The following is a 25,439-nucleotide window of genomic DNA, read 5'->3' on the forward strand; positions in this document are numbered from 1 at the left end:
GCGCAGTAAAATAACGCTGTCTGCAAGGCCGCTGCGCTTTATATTTCCTTGAACCAATGCTCCCTGAGCACGGGCTTGGTACATTGCCAGGCAAGCGTGATCGTCTCGCGTTAGATGAACCCAATGCTTGGTTGCCCTCGCCCACCTGAACCCCCGGTTCAGGATGACGGCGTAGCGGTTTTTGCAGACACCTTTCGCCCCGCCTTCCCAGGCAGCGCCGGCGAATCGGCAGAGGCTGTCGCTCCGGTCCGCATATCCCCCACATCCATTCCCGCCGTCTGCGCCCGCAGCATGGCCAGCACCGTGGCGCTTTCAACGCCTGGTGCACACAAAAAGCCCTGGTAAAAACCGCAGCCCATGCTCTGCAGCATCTCGCGCTGCGCCTGGGTTTCCACGCCCTCGGCCACGATTTCCACGTCCAGCGCCCGTCCCAGGCTGACCACGGCTTCCACAATGGCTTTGTCGCTGGCATCTTGCGGCAGGCCGCGCACAAACGACTGGTCCACTTTCAGCTTGCTGATGGGCATGCGCTTGAGATAGGCCAGATTGGAATAGCCCGTGCCGAAATCATCGATCACCAGTTGCACGCCCAGTGCCGCCAACTGCTCTATGCATTGGACGATCACCGGCTCTTTTTGCAGCAGCACGGATTCGGTCAACTCCAGCTCCAGCCAGCAGGCCGGCAGGCTGTAGGTGCTCAACAAACCAGACACGCGCACGGCGAAGTCTGGCTGCAGCAGCTCCAGCGAAGAGACATTCACCGAAATCTGGATGGCAACGCCCTGCTTGAGCCAGCGCGCAGCCTCGCGAATGGACTGCTCCAGCACCCAGGCGCCCATCTTGACGATAAAGCCCGACTCTTCCGCCAGGGGGATGAATACTGCGGGTGACACCACGCCCAGTTGCGGATCGGTCCAGCGCAGCAGGGCTTCGCAGGCCACGATGCGGCCCGTGGCCATTTCCACCTGGGGCTGATAGACCACGCGCAATGCCTCATGACTGAGCGCCTGACGCAGGGCATGCTCCATTTGCATGCGCCCCAGCAGACCGGTGGACATGGCGGGCTCGTAAAAGCCGTAATTGCCCTTGCCATTGGCCTTGACGCGGTACATGGCCGTATCGGCCTGCTTGACCAGCTCATCCAGACTGCGACCATGGTCGGGATACTGGGCCATGCCGATGCTGCACTGCACCGAGAACCCCAGTCCATCCAAGCCAAAGGGCTCACGCATCACGTCCTGGATGCGCTTGGCCACGCGCTCCGAATTGGGCATTTGGCAGTGGTGCAGGTAGAGAACGAACTCATCACCCCCCAGCCGGCACAGCACGTCGTGCGGGCGCAAACAGGATTGCAGGCGCTGCGCCACCAGCTTCAGCACGCGGTCCCCGAACTGGTGACCCAGTGAGTCGTTAATGATCTTGAACCTGTCCAGGTCCAGGAACAGAACCGCAAAGCTGCTCTCGGGCGACTCGGCAATGGCCCGCTCGACATGCTGCCCCAGAAACAGGCGGTTGGGCAGCCCGGTCAGGGCGTCGCTGAAAGCCAGTTGCTCGATCTGCTGCTGCGCGGCCTGCTGCTGGGTGAGGTCGCGCATAAAGCCCACGCTTTGCTGCAGCTTTCCATGCTCGTCCCGCGAAGCCACCCAGGACAGGCGCACGGCACACAGGCTGCCATTGGCCCGCTGCAAGGTACGGTTGCCCTCCCAGTAGCCCACATCACCCCAGGCACGTGCCACCTCTTCCTGCCAACCCTGCTCGCAGTAGTCGAAAAGCTCTGTAGCGCGCGTCCCTTCTGGAAAGCCTGCTCCCAAAAGCTGTGTGCAAGCCGGGTTGGTCTTGACAATGGCACCTTTCGCATCCGCGATGAAGATGGCATCCAGACTGCTCTCGAAGACCTGGGCTGCAACCCGCAACCCGTTTTGAATTTCGGTGGCCTGCGTGATGTCGCGAAAGGAAAAAATACGCCCTGCCGGCACACCGTGGCGCAGCAGGGGCACACTGCGCCGCTCCACCACGCGCCCATCCAGCAGCTGCAGCGCGTCGCATGTGTGCAGCTGTGGCTGCTGCCCCAACTGCTCGAGCAATTGATCGTATGCCTTGGGCTGCTGCACCTGGCTGCGCAGAAAAGCCAGCACGGCACTGTCATTGCGCTGCAGCAGCAATGCGTTGGGCATGGCCCAGATTTCCGCCAGCTTGTGGTTGAAGGCCCGAATCTGTCCGTCCGCGCTACACACCAGCATGCCGTCCGCAGCAGAGTCCAGCGTGGCGCGCAACTCAGCCAGCAGGCTTTCCAGCTCGCGCTCCGTGGCGTCCTGCTCGCTGCGGTCCATCAAGGTCCAGATCAGCCAGCCTGCGCCATGGGCATCCTGAATCTGGCGAATGCATTGCTCCACCGGTATCACCCGGCCGCTGGCATGCAGCACCTGGGTGTAGGTGACCTGCCCCTGGGCAATATCGGCCAGGTCGTTCCAGCGGTAGACATCCTGCGGCGCTGCCGCCAGATCGCGCACATGGCAGCCCTGCAGCTGCTCGCGGGGCAGGCCCACCAGTTGCTGGGCCGCGCGATTGGCATACACCACCGTCAGCGATGAGGGCGCAACCACCCAGACCGCCTCACTCATCCAGTCAAAGGCCTGGCACCAAGCCTGCAGAGGATGCGTGCTCATGACACCTCCCCTTGCTGAACCAGCAACGGAACGGCCCGCTCGAAGAAATAGCACACACGTTTGCGCGGAAGGAGATAGTCCAGCACCTCGCGCGGCAGCTGCGATGGCCGCAGGCTGCGCTTGATCACCACCCCGGGCAGCTGCGCCAAGGCCACGGGCTGTGCATCGTCTTGCGCCACATCGGCCTGGTACAGCAGCACCTGTGGCTTGAGTGGCTGCGCGCTGTCCACCGCCACCACCATGCCGTAGCGCTCATCGCTCAGTTGCACCACCGAGCCCGGGGGATACACCCCCAGCACGCGCACAAACAGCTCCACGAACTCGCGCGTGAAACCGCCGCGGCGTTGGGCAAAAAGCACGGAAAGGGCCTCGTGCGGCGTCATGGCCGAGGCCAGACCCACCGGATTGCACAGCTTGTCATAGCAGTTGGTCAGCGCCAGGATTTGCCCTTCCACCGTCAAGTCCTCCTGCAGCAGGTGCAGCGGGAACCCCGACCCATCTGCCGCCTCGTGGTGCTGGGCAATCGCCGTCAACACCCGTGCCGACAGCCCCATGCGCTGGGCATAGGCCACCGAAGCCCCCACATGCTTTTCATATTCCTGCCGCTGGCCATCCGTGAGCCCAGGCAGGTTCTCTGCACAGCGCGGATCGATATCAAGCTTGCCCACATCGTGCAGCAAAGCCGCCAGACCCAGATCCATCAAGCACGCCGCATCCAAGCCATGCGCCTTGCCGAGCAGCAGCGACAAGACCGTCACATTGATGGGGTGGGCACCTTGCCGCTCCCCCACGTTTTCGGACAACAGCCGGATGGTGGTCTGCGAGCTGTCCAGCAGCTCGGTGATGTAGTCCCCCACCAAACGCTGGCTGGTTTGCAGAGCTTGTTCGGGAGCGCTCACCACCTCATCCAACACCTTGCGGTATCCATCAGCTGCCACCGTAAAGCGTTGGTTGCACATTTGCAATGCGGCACGCTCCGTACGGACCGCGAGTGGTCCGTCTTCCTGCGGCTGACTCCGGCGGGGCGGCACGCTTTGTCCCGAAGACCTGGCCTGCATCAACAGGGGGGCAGGTATGCGCAAGGGCTGCTGCTCCGTACCGTCACCTTCTGCAATTGAAAGGGAAAGTAAAGCAGGCGATATCTCCGCATCACTTTTGGCAGGAATACAACGGATTGAGCGTATTCCCAGCGACTGCAGCGCCTGGATTTGCTCCGGGCTGCCGATGCGAAAACTGCTCACAGGAAAAGGATGGCGCAGCCAGCCGATGTCCAGCTGGATATACATGCCTATGCAGACATCCTGAATATCGATGAAAAGGGATTGCGTCACATCGTCTCCGCCACCCAAAACGGCCAGCGCATCAACCCAAACGCCTCATTATGACGACAGACAAAGCCACATTAGCTTGTAGGCACCCAACTTATCTGGTTGCCCCCATGTGATTTCACCTGCACGCCACATATGTCAGCGGCACCACTGCGAGGGCTGCACCACCACATCCATCCACAACGCCCAGACAGACACAGCCACCAGCAAGGCACCCGCCACCCGCATGCCCCAGGCCGCACGCCACTGGGGCAGCACGCTGACGCGGCGCCACAACCAAGGCCCAGCCGCCAGCCACAGCCCGGTGCCGACACCAAAGGCCAGCATGCTCACCGCCCCCAGCCACACGCTACCGGCCAAAGCAGCCACCAAAACGCCAGAGTACAGCAAGCCGCAGGGAAGCAGTGCCCACAGGCAACCGGTGAGCCAGGTGCCACCCGGCATATGCAGCCAGCGCTGCACCACCGCCCACAGCTGGCGACCGCTGCGCTCCAGCCAGGCAGGCTGGCGTGCCTGAAACAGCAGCAGCAAACCCCAAGCCAGCGCGGCCAGGTGCAGCATCACCCACAAGGGGTGCAGCGCCGTGGTGCGATCGGAAAACCACGCGACGCGCTCCATGGCATAGGCTGCCACGCCACCCAGCGCTGCATAGCCCAGCAAACGCCCGCCATGAAAGGCCAGCCAACGCGCCGAAATCCGGGACTGCCGGGCCGGCTGCACACCATCCGCATGCACGGGAATGCTGGTACGGGTGCCGGCTTCCGGCCCCAACTCCAGCCCCGTCACCGCCGCGCAAGGCGCTGCGCACATTGCAAGACAATGGGGCCCACCCACGAGCCCCATGAAAAATGCCGTCCCCAACAACGATAGCCACATGGGCTAGATGATCCGGGAAAACCGTGCCCGGGTCTTGCCAGCCTGCAAATGTCGGTCAAACACCATGGCCACTCCGCGCACAAAGAACCAGCCCTTGGAGGTCACGCGCACACCGTCGCTGCGAATCTCCACCAGACCTTGTTCTGCCTGCGGCTCCAGCAGCTCCAGCTCATTGGCAAAGTAGCTCTCGAAATTCAGCAGCCAGGCTTGGCTCATGGGCTCGAACAGCACCTCGCCCTGGCACATCAGCGCCATGATGACAGCGCGGCGCACCAGATCATCGCGGCTCAGTGCCAGACCGCGCACCACGGGCAGTTGCCCCTGGTCGAGGAAGTCGTAGTACTCCTCCAGCGTCTTGGCGTTCTGGCTGTACGTCACACCCACGCGGCCGATGGCCGACACACCCAGCGCGATCAGATCGCAATCCGGCTGCGTGCTGTAGCCCTGAAAGTTGCGGTGCAGCCGCCCCTGGCGCTTGGCGATGGCCAAGGCATCGTCCGGCAGCGCAAAGTGGTCCATGCCCACATAGACATAGCCGGCCTGCATAAAGGCATCAATGGACCGCGACAGCATGGACAGCTTGTCACCGGCTTGCGGCAGCTCTTCCGTCACGATGCGGCGCTGCGGCTTGAAGCGCTCGGGCAGATGGGCATAGGCATACAGCGCAATGCGATCAGGGCGCAAGGCAGCCACCTGCTCCAGCGTCCGGTCAAAAGACTCGGCCGTCTGGCGTGGCAACCCATAGATCAGGTCCACATTGATCGATTGAAAGCCGATGTCGCGTGCGGCCTGCACCAGCTCGAACACCTGCTCGGCAGGCTGCTCACGGTGCACGGCTTTTTGCACATCGGGATCGAAATCCTGCACACCAAAGCTCAGGCGGTTAAAGCCCAGGCGCGCCAGATGCAGCAGGCGCTCGCGTGTCACCGTGCGCGGGTCGATCTCGATCGAGTATTCCCCTACGGCCTCGAAGGAAAATTTCGCTCGAAGCATCGTCATCAGTTGCGACAACTCGCTGTCAGACAAGAACGTAGGCGTTCCGCCGCCAATGTGCAGCTGGCTGACGGCCTGCCCCTCACCGCAATGCGCCACCTGCAAAGCCACCTCTTTTTCCAGGTACTGCAGATAGGTGTGCGCACGCTCATGGTGCTTGGTGATGATCTTGTTGCAAGCGCAGTAGTAGCACAGCGATGCGCAAAACGGCACATGCACGTACAGCGACATGGGCAGCGCCTTGGCGGCCGAGTTGAGTTTGCGTTGCTGCAAGGCCAACTCGTAATCTCCAGGGCCAAAGGCTTCGATAAATCGGTCAGCTGTGGGATAGGAGGTATAACGGGGCCCAGGCACGTCATACCGACGAAGTAGCTCTGGCGTTACAGCAGTCATTGTGTGAATTCCTTGTGTGCTGGCTGCACTGTGCCCCAAGCAAGAAATGTCACACTTGACACTCATCAAGATACAAGCAAACTACACCTGCGACAATTTGATTCAAATCATTCGAGCCTTCCCTCCACTTTTCTGCTTCGATCCCCCTCGCCCCACATTCCGATAATCCTTCAGCATTACGTCCGATGGCCCGTTCCGCGGGATCCCAAGGCGTCATTACCATGACCCCCCCCCCCATCAAAGTTACCTGCTCCAATTGCAACCTGCGCGAACTGTGCATGCCCAGCGGCCTCAATGAGCAGCAGCTGCAACGTATTGATGAAATTGTGGCGACCCGCCGCAAAGTAAAGCGTGGAAGCACCCTGTTTCGCAATGGCGAGGCCTTCACCTCGCTCTATGCCATCCGTACCGGCTTCTTCAAGACCTGCGTGGCCACGGAAGATGGCCGCGATCAAGTCACCGGCTTCCAAATGGCAGGCGAGATCATTGGCCTGGATGGCATCGTGCACGACCACCACACCTGTGATGCCGTGGCACTGGAAGACGCCGAAGTCTGCGTGATGCCTTTCGATCGCCTGGAAGATCTCTCACGCGAAGTCACGGCACTGCAGTCCCATGTGCACAAGGTGATGAGCCGCGAAATCGTGCGCGAGCATGGCGTGATGCTGCTGCTCGGCAGCATGCGCGCAGAGGAGCGCCTGGCCGCCTTTGTGCTGAACCTGGTGCAGCGCCTGCATGCCCGCGGCTTTTCCTCGTCCGAGCTGGTGCTGCGCATGACGCGCGAAGAAATCGGCAGCTACCTGGGGTTGAAGCTGGAAACCGTCAGCCGCACCTTCTCCAAGTTCGTCGAAGAAGGCCTGGTCGAAGTCAAGCAGCGCCATGTGCGCATCCTCGACACCGAAGGCCTCAAGCGCATCGTCAACAGCCAGCACGAGTGCGCATGATCCACAGCCCACGGCAGCTGATGCCGTGCGCGCCCTATTGAAAAAGCCTCCGTACGGAGGCTTTTTTTCATGGTGGCATCTGCACCACATCAGGCGGATGCGGACGCCGCGTCGTTGATCTCCCGGGGCGAAAGCGCCAGCAAACAGGTCATCGCCGAAGCCATGATGGTGATGCCCCAGAACACAAAGAAAGCGGCGGTACAGACACCCAAGCGCGACGTCTCGGCACAGGCTGAGAACCGAGGCAGATCCAGTGGATCGACAAAGGCGAAGACCAACATCTCCATCACCCCGGCGGCCAGAAAGGCCGGCCAAACAATCCACATCCAGCGACGCAACAGCATGGGACTCTCCTTGTTGAGGGATACGCACTGCCATTGTCCCCAAGCTGGGCGCGGGCGCTCTAGCAGATACCCTAAACATAAAAAAAGCCTGCATTGCTGCAGGCTTTTGAAGGTCAGCGTCTAAACGACCTTATTTGCTGCCACGCAGCAAGGCCTTGAGCGCGCTTTGCAGACGCTGGGCATCGCTGTCACTGCGGGCAGCGGCCAGCACGGCGGCCACATCCTGCTCCCAGGTGGTGCGGGGGTCAGCGGCCTTGCGGTTGGTCAGCAGCTGCAGCTGCAGAGCGCGGCGGGCAGACAGTTGGTCGGCCGGCGTGGGAACATCGGCCGCCATTTCCAGGCGCAGCAGCGACTGGGCAGCATCGCCCTGGGCAGCACCCGACACAGCAGCCTGCCAGCTGTTGCGCGTCGCATTGCTGAGCTTGCCCAGCTCTTGGGCAGCGGGCAGCAAAGCCGCATCGCGCTGGCCCCAGGCATCCATCAGTTGGGTCAAGGCTTCACCGTGGGCCTGGGCCGTCAGCTTGCGCAGCGCAAACTGGGCGTGGTCCATGGCTTCGCGCTGTGCACGGAAAGCCGCATCACCCAGGCGTGGGCCACGGGGCGTACGGTCGGGGCGCTCGAAACGATCACCGCGATCACCACGCTCCGGACGGCCAGGCTTGCGCGCAGCGGGTGCCGGTGCGGCCTCCTTGCGCATACCGGGGCGGTCATCACCACGCACCGCCTTGATCGGGCGGGCCACGGCCGGCGCTGCGGGGGCAGCTTCGCCCTCCGCTGCGGACGGGCTTGCAGCTTCGGCAGCAGCGGCCGCAGGCGCGTTGCGCAGCACTTCTTCCAGCCCTGCCACGGCGGCGCGGATTTTCTGGACATCGCCGTCGGCATTGGCGGCTTCCAATTGCTGCGAAGCTTCCAGCACGGCACGGTCATGGGCACTCAGCGTGGCGGGGTTCACGGCCGTGCGGGCGCGGTCACCGCGCTCGGCCGGCTTGCGGCTGAAAGCCTCATCCAGCGGCTTGCGGAAGGCATCCCACAGCTTTTGCTCCTGGCGGCGATCCACCGGCACCTCCTGGGCTTCAGCCTGCCAGCGCTGCTGCAGCGCCTTGATGGCGGCGATTTGCAGCGCGGGTGCATTGCCCAGCGCCTGTGCCTCTTCGATCATGGCGTGGCGGCGTTGCAAGCTCGCTTGCTGCACGCGCTGCAGCGGGGCTTCCGCCTCGCCCATGGCCTGGCGCCATTGCTGCTGCAGCTCGGCATACAGCTTCTCGCCCACATGACCGCCTTCACGCCAGCGCTCGGCAAACTGGCGCAGGCTGCGGGCCATGCCCTTCCAGTCCTGGCTGTCCTTGACCGACTGGCCCCAGGCGCGCAGCTCTTCAATCAGCGCGGTGCGCGAGGCCTTGTGCTCGGCCGATTCGCTGCGCAGCTTGTCCAGCCAGCCCTCCACCACCTTGTAGGCGGTGTTGCAGGCCTCATCAAACTGCTTCCACAGACCGTGGTTGGGCGCGGAGCCCTGGTCCAGCTGCTTCCATTGCTCACGCAGCTGGCGCAGCGACTCCTGCACCTTGCGGCCACCCAGGGATTGACCTTCCGGACGCTCCAGCAGCGCCTTGGCCTTGGCCACCAGGGCTTCGCGCTCGGCATCCACGGCCTGGGGCTTCCAGCCTCGGGCATCGCCCGCCTGCACCAGCAGCGCATCCATTTGCGCCAGCACTGCGGCGTCCAGCGAGCGGCCATGCTGGCGCAAGGCGGCGCGCAAACCGGCGATGGCGCCGGTCTTGTCTTCGCTGCCTTCCAGCAGGGCTTGCAGCGCCTGCGCAGCCTGCAAGACCACGGCGGCAGCCTTGATGGGGGCGTCACCCTTGGCGGGCTGGGCAGCTGGCGTCTCGGCAGCCAGCTCGGCCGGCAGACCTCGGCCCACGCGAATTTCGTCGGCCCACACGGGCACGGTGGGCAGTGCAGCTTCGGCGTTGTCGGCAGCGGCCTGCGTGGCGGCCAGTGCGGAAGAGAAAGCCTCCCACACCACGTTCAGCTGATCGCGCGAGCCGGTCAGCTGCTGGGCCAGGCGGGCGTCCAGGCTGGCCCAGGCGGCGTCTTCGGTCAGTGCCTGGGCCTGCTCTTGCCAGCGCGCCACATCGGTGCTCAGGGCTTGCTGCACGGCGGCGGCGTCTTTCCACGACTTGGTGGACAGCACTTCGATGCGCTGGGACAGCAGCACGGCGGCTTCCTTTTGCACCTGCACGCGGTGCTGCAGGTCTTCTGCGGCCTTGATGCGCTCGGCCAACTGGGCCTTGTAGCCTGCCAGCGGCTCGCGCGACAGCGGTGCGCCGGCCTTGGCGGCTTCACGCTGCCAGGCTGCGGCATCGGCCGTGTTCAATGTAGGCTGGGCCAGCAGGGCCTGGGCTTTTGCCACCCATTCCACGGCGATGGCGTCCTGGTCCTTGGCACGGCGCAGCTCGTCCAGGCGGTCACGCACGACACGGGCCGCGCCCTTGTCGCGCACATTCATTTCCTTGAACACGTCCTGCAGCACATCCAGTGCAGGCGCAGTGGCCAGCCATTCGCGCAGGCGTGCCGCACGGTCGCCCGATGTTTCTGCAGAAAAAGCACCGCCAGTCACCGTATCCAACGGGTGGGCCTCGGGGGATTTGGCCGGGGTCGGGTTCACTTCTGGGGCTTCAGACATTTTTCTGCTTCAAAAAAAGTTGGTACATGTGTGTGTAAATGCCCCGCACGCCCATGCGGCGGGGCCATAAAGCAAGCGCGCGAGCCTGGGGCAGGCGCGGCCAAGTGGGGTATTTTCCCCTTTATTGCCGCTCAGCCCCAGCGAATCACTGAACTGCCAGACTCAACTGGGCTTTTGCCTCGGCATCCTTGCCATCGGCCTTGGAATTCCCCAGGAACAAACGGGCCATATCAATGCCCTGCGCCGCCAGGTAGCTGCGCACGGCCATGGCCCGCGCCACCGCCAGCTCTTGCATGGCGGTAGAGGGCAGCGGCAGTTGCTCGACCAGCAGCTTGCGCATGTCTTCGGGCGGCAGCGATTTGCTCAGGCCCACCACGTTGCGCGGCTTGTCGATGGAGGCTTTGCGGTAGATGGACTTGAGCCGGCTTTCGCGCTCCTTGTCGGTCAACTCCGTGTCGTCGTCCTCGTTTTTACCGCGCTGGGCGATCTGCGCCTCCAGGCGAGCGGCCTGCCAGCCCTGGGCATCGAGCTTGGTGGAGGCACTGCCGGCCACCGTGAGCTTGAGCGCAGGCTTGTCCTTGAGCGACTTGGCAATCTTCTCCAGCTGCGCCTTGGCTGCTGTGTCCAGCGTGGCCACGCCAGCAGGGAAGCTCACATCGCCACCGCCTTTTTCGTCACCACCAAAAACACCTGCCAACAGCGAGAACGGCGCGGTGACGGCCTTGAGGATGAGATTGCCAATGACCTTGAAGATCACCGGCCCCAGACGGAACTGCGGGTCGTTGAGCGAGCCGCTGATGGGCAGGTCGATGTCAATGACACCGTTGCGGTCTGCCAACAGTGCCACGGCCAGCTTCACGGGCAGCGAGGCTGGCGCGCCCTGCACGGCGTCGCCAAAGGTCAGCTGGTGCAGCACCAGATTGTTGTTGGCCGTGAGCATGCCGTCGGGCTTGACCTGGTAGTGCACGTCCACGCTGAGCTTGCCGCGCTCGATGCCATGGCCGGCGTATTTGACGGCATAGGGCGTGAGTGGCGGCAGCTCCAGATCACGCACCTTGCCGGTGATGTCCAGCGCCAGCGGCTTCACCAGCGGGTTGAGCTTGCCGGAGATATCCAGACTGGCAGTGGACTGGGCCATGCCCTGCAGCACCAGATCGGCCATCTCCGGCGGCTGGCCTGCTGCCGGCGCCACCGAGGAGAAGGCACTGAGTGAGCCGGCCAACTGGGTCAGATCGGCCGTGTAGTTGGGCTGGATGAAGAAGTCCGAGAACTTGACCGTGCCATCCAACAGCTCCACCGGCCCCACGACAATGCGCGGCGCCATGGGATCTGGCGCTACAGACTCAGGAGCTGCTGGTGCCGATACGGTCTTGCTCTCCGATGGTTTTGCCTCTGCATTTGGCGCTGCATCTGCTGCTGCTACGGCTTCAGGAGCACCTGCCAGGTCCTGCAAATTCAGACGGCCATTGGGCTGGACCACCACGCGGGCAAAAAAGCTGCGCAGCGCCGTCTTTTGCACCTGCACCGACAGCGGCTTGCCCGGCTGCAGGTCCACGGCCAAGCCCGTCAGCTGCAGCTGCTTCCAGCGCAACAGGTCTTCGCCGGCCTCCATGGTGGTCTTCTCGGCCGTACCCGTGCGGTGCATGGTTTGCACATACACATCCTGCAGACCGGCCTGGCCTTGCACCTGCACCCGGGGGCCCTTGCCCTGGTCGGCATAGCGCACCAGGCCGTCAAAGCCGGCGTAGGCGGAGCGCAGGCGCATATTCACCACGCCGTCCAGATAGCTTTCAAACAGGTGCAGCGGCAGGCGCTGGGCCTTCAGCTGGCCCTCGGCGCTCAGGTGCGGCGCCAGATGCAGGCGGCCGTCGAAGCCCAACTGGCCATCGTTCTTGCCGGCGCGCAGCAGCCCGCGGGCGTTGACCGGCTGCACACGGGTCTGCAGCTTGACCACGATGGGCTGCTTGCCCATGCGGCTGTCCAGGCCCTGCACATCCAGGTTCAATCCCGACAGGCCCATGCGCACCGGGCGCACGGCCTGACCGTCTTCGAGCAACACCACACCATCGCGAATGCGGGTGTGCTGTGCCTGCACCGACCAGGCGGGGCCGGCGGCCGCTGCTGTGGCCTGGGTCTTGGGGACCACCGCCACCTGCTGCACCGGCGCCTTGCGCAGCCAGGACTCGTACATCCACTGGCCTTTTTCGTTGCGCGACAGCTTGACCTGGGGGGCATTCAGCTGCAGCAGCTCGGTCTGCACCGTGCGCTGCGTCATGTCGATGCGGGCGTTTTCCACGGCCAGGCGCTTCCAGGCCGCCAGCGGCGCCTTGTCTTCACCCAGGTTCAGATTGCGCACGGCGAGCTGGGGCACCACCGCAAACACATGGCCGCGGTTCCAGGCCAGCCCGGCCACGCCGTCAGCCTGGGCGCGCAACACCGGTTGCAAAAACTGCGACACATAGGCACGCCCCACTTCAAAGGGCACACCGTCCAGCTCCAGGCCCAGTTGGCCGCGCTCCAGCGTGCCATGGCCGGACAGTCGCGCATGCGAAGCGCCTTCGTAGCCTGCCAGGGCCAAGCGCCCCTGGAATTGGCTGTCCCCTTGCATGGGCCAGGTGACATGGCTGCCGGAGAGGTTCAGGTCGCGCACGGCCAGCTCGGCCGCAGGGCGCACCGTGGCATCGCTCCAGCTGATATGGCCTTGCTGCACCTCCCAGTGGGCGACCTCAATCTTCCAGGGTGTGGGGGTTGCGGCGGGGACTGCCGTACCTGCCTCTGCCTTGGCTTGCACAGAGGCCTCAGCTGCCAGGGTGTTTTGTGCTTGCGGCTTGGACTGCTGCGGAAACTGCAGCAACTGGCCTTTGGCGTCCAGCCGCAGGGCCAGCGAAGGCTTTTGCAGGCTGACACGGCCCAGCAGGACCTGCCCAGTCAGCGGCTGCACATCGGCCAGGTCGATGTCCAGCGCCTCCCACTGCAGCCAGTCCTGGCCGGCCAGATCCTGGAGCTTGGCGGCCTCGGCGCGCACATGGCCACTCAGGCGCACCACGGCATCGGTTTGCTGCTCGAAAGCCACATCCACCTTGGCCTGCAGCACGGCGTCTTGCAGCTTGAGCGGCAAGCTGGCGGGCCAGTACGGCAGATAGGGCTTGAGGTCCAGGTCCTTGACCGTCAGCGTGGCCGAAGTCTTGCGGTCCTGGGCAAAAGGCGTGCTCTGGGCCTCGCTGGCAAAGCGGCTGCCATTCAGATCAAAAGACAGCTCCGGCGCCACATGCACCTGGCGCTTGGAAGGCAGGCTGCTCACAAAGGGCAGCTTCAGCTCCAGATCCTTGAGCGCGTGTTGTGCGCCCGCAACTTCGTCATTGAAAGCCAGGCGGCCATCGCTGATTTCGATGTTGTAGAGGGCAAAGCGCGGCAGCTCGCTGCTGCTTTCCTCGGGCTTGTCCGTCTGGAACTTGTCGAGGATGTCCTGAATGTCCAGCTTGCCGGGGGCGACCTGGGCCAGACGGATATGGGGGGAATCCACCTGGATGGCATCGGCCACCGGGCCCCAGCGCAGTAGAGAAGACAGCTCTGCATCTATATATATGCGCGCTATGGAAACCTGGGGCTCGCTTTGGCCATCGGCGCCTGCCAGCGCCACATCGCGCAGCGTCAGTTCCATGGACCAGGGCGAGAACTCCACCTTGCCCACGGACAGCTGCCTGCCCAGGGCCTGAGAGCCATGCTTTTCAATCAGCTGCCGCGCGGCCCATGGAAAGCTCAACCACGCGAGCATCCACAGCCCCAACACCGCTGCGAAGACCCAACCCAAGCTGCGCCACAACTTTGCGCTGCGCCAAATTTGCACCTGCATGTGGATATGCACCCTCTTTTTGTCTATGGAATCTATGGCTATCTTGCCAGCCGTGATTGCAACAGAAATTACAGCATCGCACTGGAATAGGCGCAAAAACGAGAAAGCCCGGAGCCAGCTACACCGACTCCGGGCTTCACGGCTGGCACAAGGCGCAGCCGTTGTGGGTCATGGGGAGAGAAGCGTCCCGCATGCCCGGAAGCAATGATTGCCTCCATGAGCGCCTCAACCCTCTTCACAGGTACTGGCACCTTGGCGGTCCAGACCATCGTTGTGCAGAGGCTTTCGGCAGACGTCCGCCAGAGCAGACGACCTCGATTTAATCACGGTCATCGGGAAAAACAATTGTTTCTTGCACTTTTTCACAACTCAAACATAGCAAACGCTTACTAAACAAATCCTCTTGCATCTTCATCAATCCCGACAGGCCCCAAGCCCAAAAAACTGGATACCCATACATGGTCTTTATATTTTTTTATAATTAAGGAAAAGATAAATAGTGTTGACCTTGTATTTAGCGGCCCTCTAGAATCCGCCCACTTTTGTTTTTAGTCATTGTTTTGACGTTTTTCGCTGCTTTCTGATCACGTTCTTTCTTCGTGATCCTCCCGCGCTCCCCCATGCAAGGACCGCAGCACCACCCCCACTGGGTGCCAGCCTACAGACCCTCGGTCCTCCAGACCGCTGCCAGATTGGCACCTCATGAAAGGAATGCTATGCCTGCATCTCTACAGGTAGTTTCCGGATTGCGTACGTTCATCAAAGACGTCGCCGACGGATTCATTGAAATCACCCACAACGGCTTTGCCCTGCTTGGACTGGCCGTGGCCTTTGTGGCCATCTTGCTCGTCAGCCGCCCCGATCTGCGCCACTCCGGCGAAGCACAGCTGCGCGATTGGCTGCAAGAGCGCCAAGTGGCCACGCTGGGCTCGCCCGTCGAGCCCGGCGCCGTGGACCGCGCCACCGCCACCAACCCCAAGGAGCTGCCCAAGGAGCAAGCTGCCGTGGCTTTTTGGCTGAGCAAAAAATACCGCGTGGCTCCCGAGCCACTGGCGGCACTGGTCTCCGAAGCCTATGAACTGGGCGAACGCAACCAGCTCGACCCCACGCTGATCCTGGCCATCATGGCCATTGAGTCCAGCTTCAATCCCTTTGCGCAAAGCTCCGTCGGCGCGCAAGGCCTGATGCAGGTCATGACCCGCGTGCACACCGACAAGTACGAGCATTTCGGCGGCCAGCTTGCGGCCTTCGACCCCGTCAGCAATCTGCGCGTAGGCGTGAAGGTGCTCAAGGAGTGCATTGCCCGTGCCGGTTCGCTGGAAGGCGGCCTGCGCTACTACGTGGGCGCAGCCAATCTGGAAAGCGACGGCGGTTATGCCGCCAAGGTGCTGGCCGAGCACCAGCGCATCCGCCAGATCACCGGCCGCCCGGTGCAGGCTGTGCGTCCGCCGGCCATGCAGGCCAAGCAGGACAACGCCTCCAGCACGGTGGCTGCAGCCGATGTGGCCATCGAAACCCAGCCAGTGCTGAACTAAGCCTCGAGTTTTCCCCTTTCAGCCGGCGGCCCGCCGGCTTTTTTACGTCTGTCTGCCCCAGGTCCAACCCTGGGCCTGCGACGGAGACCTGCCCACAGAGCCCAACCGCCTGGCCGCCCTCAGCTACACTAATGGGGTACGCAACTGGCGATAGGCGCAGACTTTGATCTGCCGCTGACGTGGAAACCGGCAGACTGCAAGGTCTGTGAACCACCGGGGAGCGTACCGCTGAGAGCCGCCGCCATGGCGGCTTGCAAGTGTTTCAGCCGTTCGCCTGGGCAGCCCTTGGCCTCAAGGGAATAGCTAGTTCATAGGACTGCCATGTTTCAACGTACCGACACCGTCGAAAAAGTCGACCCCGAACTGTTTGCCGCCATCCAGGCTGAAAACCACCGCCAGCAAGAGCACATCGAGCTGATCGCCAGCGAGAACTATTGCTCGCCCGCCGTCATGGAAGCCCAGGGCTCCCAGCTGACCAACAAATACGCCGAAGGCTACCCAGGCAAGCGCTACTACGGTGGCTGCGAGCATGTGGACGTGGTCGAGCAGCTGGCCATCGACCGCATCAAGAAGATCTTCGGTGCCGAAGCCGCCAACGTGCAGCCCAACTCCGGCTCCCAGGCCAACCAGGCCGTGCTGATGGCCTTTGCCAAGCCCGGTGACACCATCATGGGCATGAGCCTGGCCGAAGGCGGTCACCTGACCCACGGCATGCCGCTGAACATGTCCGGCAAGTGGTTCAATGTGGTGTCCTACGGCCTGAACGCCGATGAATCCATCGACTACGACAAGATGGAAGCCCAGGCGCGCGAGCACAAACCCCGCATCATCGTGGCCGGTGCCTCGGCCTATGCCCTGCACATCGACTTTGCACGCTTTGCCAAAATAGCCAAGGAAGTCGGCGCCATCTTCTGGGTGGACATGGCCCACTACGCCGGCCTGATCGCCGCAGGCGTCTATCCCAACCCCGTGCCCCACGCCGACGTGGTCACCACCACCACCCACAAGAGCCTTCGCGGCCCCCGTGGCGGCGTGATCCTGATGAAGGCCGAGCACGAAAAGGCGCTGAACAGCGCCATCTTCCCCGGCCTGCAAGGTGGCCCGCTGATGCATGTCATCGCCGGCAAGGCCGTGGCCTTCAAGGAAGCCCTGACGCCCGAGTTCAAGGCCTACCAGGAGCAAGTGGTGAAGAACGCCAAGGTCATGGCCGAAACCCTGATCGCCCGCGGTCTGCGCATCGTCTCCGGCCGCACCGAAAGCCACGTCATGCTGGTGGACCTGCGTGCCAAGGGCATCACCGGCAAGGCCGCTGAAGCCGCCCTGGGTGCTGCCCACATCACCATCAACAAGAACTCCATCCCCAACGACCCGGAAAAGCCCATGGTCACCAGCGGCATCCGTGTGGGCACGCCCGCGATGACCACCCGCGGTTTCAAGGAAGAGGAAACCCGCATCACTGCCAACCTGGTGGCCGATGTGCTGGAGCACCCGAACGACGAAGCCAAGCTGGCCGCTGTGCGCGCCAAGGTGGCCGAGTTGACCGCCAAGTTCCCGGTCTACAGCAAGTAAACCCAGCCGCAGGCGCGCCGCCATGAAGTGCCCTTTTTGCAGCCACCCGGATACCCAGGTTGTGGAGACCCGTGTGGCTGAGGATGGCAGCTTCATCCGGCGGCGGCGCCAGTGCGGCGATTGCAGCAAGCGCTTTACCACCTACGAGCGGGCCGACGTGAGTTTTCCCGCCGTGGTGAAAAAAGACGGCAGGCGCATCGACTACGACCGCAGCAAGCTGCAAGGCTCGTTTCGCTTGGCGCTGCGCAAGCGCCCGGTGCCGGCCGGCCAGGTCGATGCGGCCATGGAGCGCATCGAAGAGCAGCTACTCACCGCTGGCGTGCGCGAGCTGCCATCCAGCCGCATTGGCGAGCTGGTGATGAATGAATTGAAAAAACTGGACAAGGTGGCCTACATCCGCTTTGCCAGCGTCTACCGCAGCTTTGAAGACATCGAAGACTTCAAGCACCTGGTGGACGAGGTGCGCAACTGAGCGCCCCCAGGGCGATCTCTGCCCGGCGTGGGCAAAGATGCCTCTCTCAAAAAGAGAGCACCTTCTGCTGACACTGACTCAGTTTCCCATATAAATCGCCCCAGATTCGTGGCTGCACAAGCATAGGCCGCTATGCATTTCACTGTGTTGAAGGCTGCAAGCCGTTCCGCTGCTGGAACACTGTTGCCCATCTGCGCGCCTAGGCAGCGATGGCGCCGGCACGTAGCATGAGGGCTACACCATGGATTTCGATACTTCCACCCTGAGGACCGCCCTCACCCTCTACGCACCCGGCGTGGTATTTGCCAACGTGCTCTTGCAGCAGTTGGGCCTGCCCCTGCCCGTGTTGCCCACGCTGCTGCTGGCCGGCAGCCTGGCACCCAGCCTGCCGCGCCTGGCCGCCCTGCTGGCACTGGCCTTGCTCGCCGCCATGCTGGCCGACAGGGCTTGGTACCTGGTGGGCCAACGCTTCGGCTCGCGCGTACTGGCCTGGATGTGCAAGCTCTCCATCAACCCCGGCAGCTGCATCAGCCAGACGGCCGACCGCTTTGGCCGCTGGGGCGCCTGGTCGCTGCTGCTGGCCAAGTTCATACCCGGCTTCTCGGCCGTGGCCGCACCACTGGCAGGCGTGCTGCGCATGCCTGTTGCCCGCTTCACCTTGGCAGCTGCCGGTGGCGCATCCCTGTGGGCCGGCCTGGCACTGGGCACGGGCTGGCTGCTGCGCCACCAGGTGGACCGCGCCTTGACCATGCTGCAAACCCATGGCCCGCTGCTGGCCATGGCTGCAGCGCTGCTGCTGGTGCTGTGGCTGGGCAGCAAGCTCTGGCGCCGCCAGCTGTTTCTGCACCTGGCAGCCATGCCCTCGGTCACCGCTGCGCAATGGGCGCAAGCCCAGAGCTGGGAGCGGCCACCGCGCCTGCTGGATCTGCGTGGCCCGGCGCTGGTTGCCGAGCTGGGCGAGATTGCCAATGCCCAGACCGTGAGCCTGGCCCAGTTGCCCCGCCTGGTACGCCCCTGGCCGCGCGACACCCACATCATCACCCTGTGCGCCTGCCCGCACGACGCCACGGCCGCCCGTGCAGCCCAGCGCTTGCGGCGTCTGGGCTTTGCCCATGCCTGCCATTTCCAAGGTGGCTTTGATGCCTGGAAGACATTGCAGCCCGTGCATGCGCCTGCAGATGCCGTGCATGCGGCCCAGCTGCAGGGCGCATAAAGAAGGCGCACACCCCCTCAGAACGTGTTTACGATTTCCTCGCGGTGCGCCAGCGTAGAGATCGCAAACACGCGCTCCAAAAGCAAACGCCCCAAGGCCAGGGCCTGTGGGGCGTTCAACGTTGCGGTGCAGCCTTTTTACGCAGCCGATGCCGGAATGGGCGCCAGCCCCGAGTCCACATCGCCGCATTGCGCACGGTGGCGCAGGGCGTGGTCCATGACCACCAGGGCCAGCAAGGCCTCGGCAATGGGCGCGGCGCGTATGCCCACGCAAGGGTCGTGGCGGCCCTTGGTAATCACCTCGGTGCTCTGGCCATGCACATCGATGGATTCGCGCGGCGTGATGATGGAGCTGGTGGGCTTGACGGCAATACGCACTTCCAGGTCCTGACCGGTGCTGATGCCACCCACAATGCCGCCCGCGTTGTTGCTGCGAAAACCCTCGGGGCTGAGCGAATCACCATGCGTGGTGCCGCGCTGGGCCACACTGTCCCAGCCCGCACCGATCTCCACGGCCTTGACGGCGTTCAGGCCCATCATGGCGTAGGCAATATCGGCATCCAGCCGGTCATACAGCGGCTGGCCCAGGCCCACGGGCATGCCGCTGGCCTGGATGCGCAGCGCAGCGCCGCAGGAGTCGCCGGACTTGCGCAGCTGCTCCATGTATTCCTCATAGCGGCCCACATCGGCCACAGGTGCGAAAAAGGGGTTGTGGGGCACATGCGCCCAGCTCTCGAACGGGATCTCCAGCTCGCCCACCTGGCTCATGCAGGCGCGAAACTCAGTGCCGAACTTTTCTTTCAACCACTTCTTGGCCACGGCACCTGCAGCCACCGTGGGCGCCGTCAGTCGCGCCGAGGAGCGGCCTCCGCCGCGCGGATCACGTATGCCGTATTTCTGAAAATAGGCGTAGTCCGCATGACCGGGCCGAAAGCTCTGGGCGATGTTGGAATAGTCTTTGCTGCGCTGATCGGTGTTGCGGATCAACAGCGCAATCGGCGTCCCCGTGGTCTTGCCCTCGTAGACGCCAGAGAGGATTTCCACGGCATCGGGCTCGTTGCGCTGGGTGACGAACTTGCTGGTGCCAGGGCGGCGGCGGTCCAGGTCGCGCTGAATGTCCGCCTCGCTCAATTCCATGCCCGGAGGGCAGCCGTCGATCACACAGCCAATGGCCGGTCCGTGAGATTCACCGAAGTTGGTGACCGTGAAAATGGTGCCAAAGGTATTGCCGCTCATAGGCGGTAATTATGCCCGTCCGCCCAGAGTGCCGCGCAGCTGAACGGAACATGGTTAGGATTTGGAACTCTCTGTCGCCCCTCATTGCCCGCATGACCTCTTCTTCAGCGCCTCGAAACGGCCTCGCTCTACGCCAGGCCCTGGACAGCAGCGATGCAGCATGGATAGTCACCGACACCCAATGCCTCACCTGCCAGGTCAATGCCGGTTTTGAGCGCCTCTTAGGCTGGTCCGAACAAGCACTGCTGGGCCAGCGTCCACTGCAGCTGCTGCTGGGCGAGGCCCAGGACAGCCCCCTGCCCACCCACATCCAGCAAGTCCTCACGAGCCACGGCCGCTTTGCGGGCGATCTGCAATTGCGCCACCGGGACGGCCATATGTTGTGGGTGGCCGCCATCATCAACCGCATCCCCGAAGCCGGCGAAGTGATGGTGCTGACCGACATCACCTTCTCCAAGCGCCTCCACGCCCTGCAAAAGCAAGCACTGGAAGACGTGGCCCAAGAGCGCCCGCTGTCCCTGCTGCTGCAGCGTCTGTGCGAAGAAATTGAACGCATCGCGCCCGAGTTGGCCATGGGTGTGCTGCAGGTCGACGAACAGGGGCACCTCCACCCCTTGGCCTGCCCCAGCCTGCCCCGGGATGCGCTGGAACGGCTGAACAATCTGCCCATAGGCCCCGACATGGGCGCCTGCGGCCAGGCGGCCTTCCTGGCCCAACCCGCCACCGAAGACGACCTGCGCCGCGCTCCCGCCCATCTGCAAAGCCTGAGCCAATGCCTTTTGCAGGCCGGACTGCAAGCTTGCTGGGCCGCCCCCATCTTCAGCCGCGAGCGCCAGGTCATCGGGGTGTTGGCACTGTATTTCCGTGAGCCACGCGGCCCACACACCCAGCACCTGCACATGGCGCAGACCTGCATCCACCTGTGCACCGTGGCCATGGAGCGCGAGCATTCGCGGGCACGCATCCACCAGTTGGCCTATTACGACCCGCTGACCCAACTGCCCAATCGCAATATGTTCCACCGCAGTGCCACCGATGCACTGCACGCCGTCCAGGGCCGCAGCTGTGCACTGCTTTTTGTGGATCTGGACCGTTTCAAGCTGGTCAACGACAGCCAGGGGCATGCCGCAGGTGATGCCTTGCTGTGCGAAGTGGCCCAGCGCATTCGTGCCACGGCCCGCCCCGGCGATGTGCTGGGGCGGCTGTCCAGCGATGAGTTCGCCTTGCTTTTGCCCCAGTGCTCGGCCACCGAGGCCGAAGCCGTGGCCCAGCGTCTGCTAGGACGCATTGCCGAGCCCTTCACCATTGGCAATGCCGTCAATATTCCGCATGCCAGCGTCGGCATCTGCACCTACCCGGAAGACGGCACCGACATCAACACCTTGCTGCGCCATGCCGACCAGGCCATGTATGTCGCCAAACAGCATGGCCGTCAGCGCTGGCAGCGCTTCTCGCCCGAGATCAACCAGTTCACCCAGGACCGCGTGGCCATGGAGCATGCGCTGCGTGAGGCCCTGCACAACGGCCAGCTGCAGCTGCACTACCAGCCCCAGGTTCTCAGCCACACGCTCGGGCAGCTGCATGGTGTGGAAGCACTGGCCCGCTGGCAGCACCCCGAGTGGGGCTATGTCTCCCCCATGCGCTTTATCGCCGTGGCCGAAGACGCCGGCATGATCCAGGACTTCACCCAGTGGCTGCTGGAAACAGCCTGTCACCAGCTCGCGCTGTGGCGCAGCCAGGGCGTGCAAGTGCCACAGGTGGCGGTCAACCTGTCGACCAAGAACTTCCACGACCCGGAATTCGCCCAATCGGTGGCCAGCGCCCTGCAACGCCACGGTCTGGCCGCCAAGGATCTGGTGCTGGAAATCACCGAAAGCGTGATGCTCAACGCCAGCCCTGCCACCCTGGCCAATCTGGAATCCCTGCACCAACTGGGCCTGCAGCTGTCGCTGGACGACTTTGGCACCGGCTATTCCAGCCTGAGCTATTTGCACCGGCTACCGATTTCCGAGATCAAGCTGGACAAGAGCTTTGTGCAGGATCTGGGCAACAGCGTGGCCGCCGAAGCGCTGATCCGCTCCGTGCTCAGCATTGCCCACAGCCTGCACATGACCGTGGTGGCCGAAGGCGTGGAAACGGCCGAGCAGCGCCAATGGCTGCAGCAACAGGACTGCCCGGTGCTGCAAGGCTATCTGTTCTGCCGCCCGCTGCCGCCCCAGGATCTGCCGGGCTGGATCCTCAGCCACCGCGCACGCCAATCCGCCAGCGCGGCGCCCACGGCCGACATCACGCATTGAGCGCAACACACCTTGCGCCGCACCACTCACCACTGGGGCGCCGCACTGCCCGGCGGCATCGAGGGGTAGTCCCATGCCGCCGGCGTGTGTGAAAACTGTGCGCTATGGCGCACGGCCTGCAGCCGGCCAAACCCGCTGTCCAGCGTCTCCAGATAAGGCATGACATCCGGTTTGGCCTGCTGCCCGATATCGGCAACAGGCTCCACGCGCCCCAGACTGCGCAGCCAGCGGGCCACACCCGCCAAGCTCAGCCGCACGCGCCAGCTCCCGCCCTCGCGGGCCTGGCGCAGCAGCGCGGCCTGCACGCCAAAGGCCAGCCAGAACCCGGCGCTGTAATCCAGTGCCTGCATGGGCAAGGCCCGTGGCTGGTGGGTGCCGTATGCCGCGGCCTCATCGGCATTGATGCCGGTCGCCGTCTGCACCAACGAGTCAAAGCCCCTGCGCCCGCCCCAAGGGCCCTCCCAGCCGTAGGCACACAGCTCGCCCACCACCAGACCCGGGCGCTGCTGCACCAGCTGCTGCGGCCCGCAGCCCAGCGCCTGCAAAGCCCCTGGCCGATAGGCCTGCAGCAGCACATGGGCCGAGCCCAACAGTTGCTGCAGCGCAGCCTGGCCCGTGGGGGTGCGCAGATCGACATGGGCCGAGCGCTTGCCCCGGCTGGTATCGGCAATGGCTTCGATATTGGGCAGCTGTGGGCTGTTGACCAGCATCACATCGGCACCATAGGCCGCCAGCGTGCGCCCGGCCACCGGGCCGGCCAGGATACGTGTCAGGTCCAGCACCTTCAGACCCGCCAAGGGCCGCTGCTGCGCTTCCAACGCGGGCCACGGCAGCGGCGGTGCATCGCCCAGGCGCTCCAGCTGCACCAAAGGGGCTGCTGCAATGACGGCCTCCTGCCCCAGGGCCTGCCACTGCGCATGGCTGCGCGAGGCGACAATCGGCAAGCCGCGCTCGGCCGCGCGGGCCTCGAAGTCATCGGCCCGCCAGCGGGTCAGCGCTTGCGCCACGGCCTCGCGCGGTGTGTCCGCGCCCATGGGCAGTCCCAGCAATGCCAGCGCGCCATCGCGGTGGTGGTCAAAGTTGGCATGGATACGCACCCAACCCGGCACACCCACGGCCTGACCGCAGGCATACAGGCCGGAGATGGGAGCCCACAGTGCGGGCTGCTGCCCGCCAAGCGTGAAATAGCCGCTGGCCTCGAAAGCCGCGTGCTGGGCATCCACCACCACCTGCTGCACCGGGCGCTGCGGGTTGCGCCATTGCTCCAGCTGCGTGGCGGCCAGTGCGGCGGCGGCCACGCCGGCCTGTACGGCATCCACCGCAGCAAAGCTGCTGTGAAAGCCCAGGGCCTGGCCCGTCAGCGCAATCTGCGACAGGGCTGCCTGCGGCAACGCGCTTGCAAGCCATTGCTGGGACAGTGCCGTGAATGCGGTGTGCGCCCGCGCAGCGCACCCGTGCGGCAGGCTGGCAAGGGCTGGGGAATCGACAAGCTGTGTCATGAAAAACCTCCTGGTGGCGGGCACCGCAATAGGGCCCGCATACGCCCCGCATTGCACGCCCTACCCTTGTGCAGCGTCAATCTTGATTGGGCCAATCCACTCGCTCTTGCACAAGCCTGACATGCAGGGCCATGGGGCAGCGCTAGGATGCGACTTAGAACATGTTCTTCGCGCCTCTTGGCGATCTCTACACCCCAGCCCCCATGTCACGCCCTCGCCCACCCACCACTGGCGAGCCCTGGCTCGACGCCGGCCAGGCCGCCGCCCTGCTCGGCGTACAGCGCTCCAGCCTGTACAGCTATGTCAGCCGGGGACTGCTGCGCGCCCACGCCGTGCCGGGCCAGCGCGGCAAACAGTATCTGCAGGCCGATGTGCAACGCCTGGCTCGCCAGCGACAGGCCGTGCGCAACCCTGCGCAGCTGGCCCGCTCCACCATGGACTGGGGCCAACCGGTGCTGGCATCGGGCATCACCCTGGTGCAAGGCGGGCAGTTTTTCTATCGGGGCAGGAACGCGGTGCAGCTGTCCGGCCATGCCAGCCTGGAAGAAACGGCCGCGCTGTTATGGCAGCAAAAAATGCCGTTTACGCCCACCACATCTGCACCAGAAGCTATCCATGCAGGAGCGCGCGCAGTCACCCTGGCAGCCCGGATTCCCCGCAGTGCAGACCAGGCCCTGGCCGCCTGGCATGGCATGGGCTTGCAGAGCCAAGCCGGGCAAGCCCCCCGGCAACCACCCGCTGGCGCCTGGGTGCTGCTGCACCAGATGTGCGACGCCTTGACCGGCACAACCCCACCCTCCCATGCAAGCTATGTCCAAGCCATGCAAGACGGCACCGGGCTGGCCGCGCTGCACCTGCGGCTGGCCGCACACTGGTGCACAGATCGACAGGGCACGGACCTGCTGCGCCGCGCGTTGGTGCTGTGCGCTGACCATGAACTCAATGCCTCCAGCTTTGCCGCCCGCGTGGTCGCCTCGACCGGCGCCAGCCTGCATGCCAGCGTGGGCGCGGGGCTGGCCGCACTGTCCGGCCCACTGCATGGCGGCATGACACAGCAGATCGCCGCACATTGGCAGGAATGGCACCGCACCCCCAGCTTTCCTGCATCGCTGCAGACCTTGCTGCAAGCCACCCAAACGGGGAAAACGCCCAACTACTGCGCCGGCTTCGGCCACCCGCTATATCCCACCGGTGATCCGCGCAGCATCAGCCTGCTGGCACAGCTGCCGCCCGATGCAGACCGCGAGCGTCTGGTCCACCGCGTGCTTGCCACCACCGGTCTGCACCCCAGCCTGGACTACAGCCTGGTGGCGGTCGAGCATGCCCTGGCACTGCCTGCGGGGGCAGCCTTTGTGCTGTTTGCCCTGGGCCGCACTGCAGGCTGGATCGCCCATGTGCTGGAGCAAAAAGCCTCGGGGCAGTTGATACGGCCCAGGGCCCAGTACACCGGCCCAGTCCCACAAATGCCCCAGGAGCTACCCCTCTCTGAGATCTCGACACCCAGACGCGTCATCCGCTTTTAATGCAGCACTTGAGAAG

Annotated in this window: 17 protein-coding genes and 1 riboswitch; of the genes, 8 read left to right on the plus strand and 9 right to left on the minus strand. The window is 64.0% G+C overall.

Annotated elements, in window-relative coordinates; translation table 11 throughout:
• Positions 1-158: 158 nt before the first annotated feature.
• Together ACA027_RS15025 and ACA027_RS15030 are read right to left on the minus strand one after the other, a co-directional pair.
• Positions 159-2,666, minus strand: coding sequence for an EAL domain-containing protein (locus ACA027_RS15025; RefSeq protein WP_370679007.1), 2,508 nt, complete (start codon positions 2,664-2,666; stop codon positions 159-161).
• On the minus strand, positions 2,663-3,952 hold the full coding sequence (locus ACA027_RS15030; RefSeq protein ID WP_370682597.1) for an HD-GYP domain-containing protein: 1,290 nt from the start codon (positions 3,950-3,952) through the stop codon (positions 2,663-2,665). Before ACA027_RS15030 ends, ACA027_RS15025 begins: the two co-directional genes overlap by 4 nt.
• On the opposite strand from ACA027_RS15030, the gene ACA027_RS15035 reads away from it, so the two are divergent.
• Entirely contained in the window at positions 3,917-4,051 is a 135-nt protein-coding gene (locus ACA027_RS15035) for a hypothetical protein (RefSeq protein ID WP_370682669.1), read from the plus strand. The two genes, ACA027_RS15030 and ACA027_RS15035, sit on opposite strands and share 36 nt — an antisense overlap.
• Before the next feature lie 81 nt (positions 4,052-4,132).
• Here ACA027_RS15035 and ACA027_RS15040 read toward each other — a convergent pair whose 3' ends face one another.
• Together ACA027_RS15040 and hemN are read right to left on the minus strand one after the other, a co-directional pair.
• On the minus strand, positions 4,133-4,870 hold the full coding sequence (locus ACA027_RS15040; RefSeq protein ID WP_370679008.1) for a sulfite exporter TauE/SafE family protein: 738 nt from the start codon (positions 4,868-4,870) through the stop codon (positions 4,133-4,135).
• A 3-nt stretch (positions 4,871-4,873) separates the two neighbouring features.
• Positions 4,874-6,256 carry an oxygen-independent coproporphyrinogen III oxidase gene (hemN, locus tag ACA027_RS15045; RefSeq protein ID WP_370679009.1) on the minus strand — a complete coding sequence of 461 codons (1,383 nt, stop codon included), beginning with the start codon at positions 6,254-6,256 and terminating at the stop codon, positions 4,874-4,876.
• A gap of 221 nt (positions 6,257-6,477) precedes the next feature.
• Between hemN and fnr the strand changes: the two genes are divergently transcribed.
• Entirely contained in the window at positions 6,478-7,200 is a 723-nt protein-coding gene (fnr, locus tag ACA027_RS15050) for a fumarate/nitrate reduction transcriptional regulator Fnr (protein WP_370679010.1), read from the plus strand.
• Between the two features lie 89 nt (positions 7,201-7,289).
• On the opposite strand, the gene ACA027_RS15055 is transcribed toward fnr, so the two are convergent.
• The 3 genes from ACA027_RS15055 to ACA027_RS15065 all read right to left on the minus strand — a co-directional run bounded on the left by ACA027_RS15055 (position 7,290) and on the right by ACA027_RS15065 (position 14,080).
• A complete protein-coding gene (locus tag ACA027_RS15055) occupies positions 7,290-7,544 on the minus strand; it encodes a hypothetical protein (RefSeq protein WP_370679011.1) in 255 nt (84 codons plus the stop codon).
• A gap of 130 nt (positions 7,545-7,674) precedes the next feature.
• A complete protein-coding gene (locus ACA027_RS15060) occupies positions 7,675-10,227 on the minus strand; it encodes a DUF349 domain-containing protein (RefSeq protein ID WP_370679012.1) in 2,553 nt (850 codons plus the stop codon).
• Positions 10,228-10,372: 145 nt separating this feature from the next.
• Positions 10,373-14,080 (minus strand): DUF748 domain-containing protein, encoded by a 3,708-nt coding sequence (locus ACA027_RS15065; protein WP_370679013.1) that lies wholly within the window; start codon positions 14,078-14,080, stop codon positions 10,373-10,375.
• 716 nt (positions 14,081-14,796) lie between these two features.
• On the opposite strand from ACA027_RS15065, the gene ACA027_RS15070 reads away from it, so the two are divergent.
• The 4 genes from ACA027_RS15070 to ACA027_RS15085 all read left to right on the plus strand — a co-directional run bounded on the left by ACA027_RS15070 (position 14,797) and on the right by ACA027_RS15085 (position 18,869).
• A complete protein-coding gene (locus tag ACA027_RS15070; RefSeq protein WP_370679014.1) occupies positions 14,797-15,615 on the plus strand; it encodes a transglycosylase SLT domain-containing protein in 819 nt (272 codons plus the stop codon).
• A gap of 130 nt (positions 15,616-15,745) precedes the next feature.
• Positions 15,746-15,902, plus strand: a riboswitch (ZMP/ZTP riboswitch).
• A 34-nt stretch (positions 15,903-15,936) separates the two neighbouring features.
• Positions 15,937-17,184 (plus strand): serine hydroxymethyltransferase, encoded by a 1,248-nt coding sequence (glyA, locus tag ACA027_RS15075; RefSeq protein WP_370679015.1) that lies wholly within the window; start codon positions 15,937-15,939, stop codon positions 17,182-17,184.
• A gap of 22 nt (positions 17,185-17,206) precedes the next feature.
• Positions 17,207-17,656: a transcriptional regulator NrdR gene (nrdR, locus tag ACA027_RS15080; RefSeq protein WP_370679016.1), complete on the plus strand. Its 450-nt coding sequence runs from the start codon at positions 17,207-17,209 to the stop codon at positions 17,654-17,656.
• Positions 17,657-17,897: 241 nt separating this feature from the next.
• Positions 17,898-18,869 carry a VTT domain-containing protein gene (locus ACA027_RS15085; RefSeq protein ID WP_370679017.1) on the plus strand — a complete coding sequence of 324 codons (972 nt, stop codon included), beginning with the start codon at positions 17,898-17,900 and terminating at the stop codon, positions 18,867-18,869.
• Positions 18,870-19,006: 137 nt separating this feature from the next.
• Here ACA027_RS15085 and aroC read toward each other — a convergent pair whose 3' ends face one another.
• Positions 19,007-20,104 carry a chorismate synthase gene (gene aroC / locus ACA027_RS15090; RefSeq protein WP_370679018.1) on the minus strand — a complete coding sequence of 366 codons (1,098 nt, stop codon included), beginning with the start codon at positions 20,102-20,104 and terminating at the stop codon, positions 19,007-19,009.
• A gap of 92 nt (positions 20,105-20,196) precedes the next feature.
• Between aroC and ACA027_RS15095 the strand changes: the two genes are divergently transcribed.
• A complete protein-coding gene (locus ACA027_RS15095) occupies positions 20,197-22,401 on the plus strand; it encodes a putative bifunctional diguanylate cyclase/phosphodiesterase (protein WP_370679019.1) in 2,205 nt (734 codons plus the stop codon).
• Positions 22,402-22,427: 26 nt separating this feature from the next.
• On the opposite strand, the gene ACA027_RS15100 is transcribed toward ACA027_RS15095, so the two are convergent.
• Entirely contained in the window at positions 22,428-23,900 is a 1,473-nt protein-coding gene (locus tag ACA027_RS15100; RefSeq protein WP_370679020.1) for a CoA transferase, read from the minus strand.
• Between the two features lie 203 nt (positions 23,901-24,103).
• Here ACA027_RS15100 and ACA027_RS15105 point away from each other — a divergent pair, with 203 nt between their 5' ends.
• Entirely contained in the window at positions 24,104-25,423 is a 1,320-nt protein-coding gene (locus ACA027_RS15105; protein WP_370679021.1) for a citrate synthase family protein, read from the plus strand.
• Positions 25,424-25,439 lie beyond the last annotated feature (16 nt).

The sequence above is a fragment of the Comamonas sp. GB3 AK4-5 genome (assembly GCF_041320665.1).
GTDB lineage: Bacteria > Pseudomonadota > Gammaproteobacteria > Burkholderiales > Burkholderiaceae_C > Comamonas.

What these genes read in the sequence shown, in the direction of transcription:
- hemN (WP_370679009.1), bottom strand. Translation starts at nt 6,256, where the DNA reads ATGACTGCTGTAACGCCAGAGCTACTTCGTCGGTATGACGTGCCTGGG.
- fnr (WP_370679010.1), top strand. Translation starts at nt 6,478, where the DNA reads ATGACCCCCCCCCCCATCAAAGTTACCTGCTCCAATTGCAACCTGCGC.
- ACA027_RS15070 (WP_370679014.1), top strand. Translation starts at nt 14,797, where the DNA reads ATGCCTGCATCTCTACAGGTAGTTTCCGGATTGCGTACGTTCATCAAA.
- ACA027_RS15065 (WP_370679013.1), bottom strand. Translation starts at nt 14,080, where the DNA reads ATGCAGGTGCAAATTTGGCGCAGCGCAAAGTTGTGGCGCAGCTTGGGT.
- aroC (WP_370679018.1), bottom strand. Translation starts at nt 20,104, where the DNA reads ATGAGCGGCAATACCTTTGGCACCATTTTCACGGTCACCAACTTCGGT.
- ACA027_RS15025 (WP_370679007.1), bottom strand. Translation starts at nt 2,666, where the DNA reads ATGAGCACGCATCCTCTGCAGGCTTGGTGCCAGGCCTTTGACTGGATG.
- ACA027_RS15095 (WP_370679019.1), top strand. Translation starts at nt 20,197, where the DNA reads ATGACCTCTTCTTCAGCGCCTCGAAACGGCCTCGCTCTACGCCAGGCC.
- ACA027_RS15105 (WP_370679021.1), top strand. Translation starts at nt 24,104, where the DNA reads ATGTCACGCCCTCGCCCACCCACCACTGGCGAGCCCTGGCTCGACGCC.
- nrdR (WP_370679016.1), top strand. Translation starts at nt 17,207, where the DNA reads ATGAAGTGCCCTTTTTGCAGCCACCCGGATACCCAGGTTGTGGAGACC.
- ACA027_RS15035 (WP_370682669.1), top strand. Translation starts at nt 3,917, where the DNA reads ATGGCGCAGCCAGCCGATGTCCAGCTGGATATACATGCCTATGCAGAC.
- ACA027_RS15030 (WP_370682597.1), bottom strand. Translation starts at nt 3,952, where the DNA reads ATGTATATCCAGCTGGACATCGGCTGGCTGCGCCATCCTTTTCCTGTG.
- ACA027_RS15040 (WP_370679008.1), bottom strand. Translation starts at nt 4,870, where the DNA reads ATGTGGCTATCGTTGTTGGGGACGGCATTTTTCATGGGGCTCGTGGGT.
- ACA027_RS15085 (WP_370679017.1), top strand. Translation starts at nt 17,898, where the DNA reads ATGGATTTCGATACTTCCACCCTGAGGACCGCCCTCACCCTCTACGCA.
- ACA027_RS15060 (WP_370679012.1), bottom strand. Translation starts at nt 10,227, where the DNA reads ATGTCTGAAGCCCCAGAAGTGAACCCGACCCCGGCCAAATCCCCCGAG.
- ACA027_RS15100 (WP_370679020.1), bottom strand. Translation starts at nt 23,900, where the DNA reads ATGACACAGCTTGTCGATTCCCCAGCCCTTGCCAGCCTGCCGCACGGG.
- ACA027_RS15055 (WP_370679011.1), bottom strand. Translation starts at nt 7,544, where the DNA reads ATGCTGTTGCGTCGCTGGATGTGGATTGTTTGGCCGGCCTTTCTGGCC.
- glyA (WP_370679015.1), top strand. Translation starts at nt 15,937, where the DNA reads ATGTTTCAACGTACCGACACCGTCGAAAAAGTCGACCCCGAACTGTTT.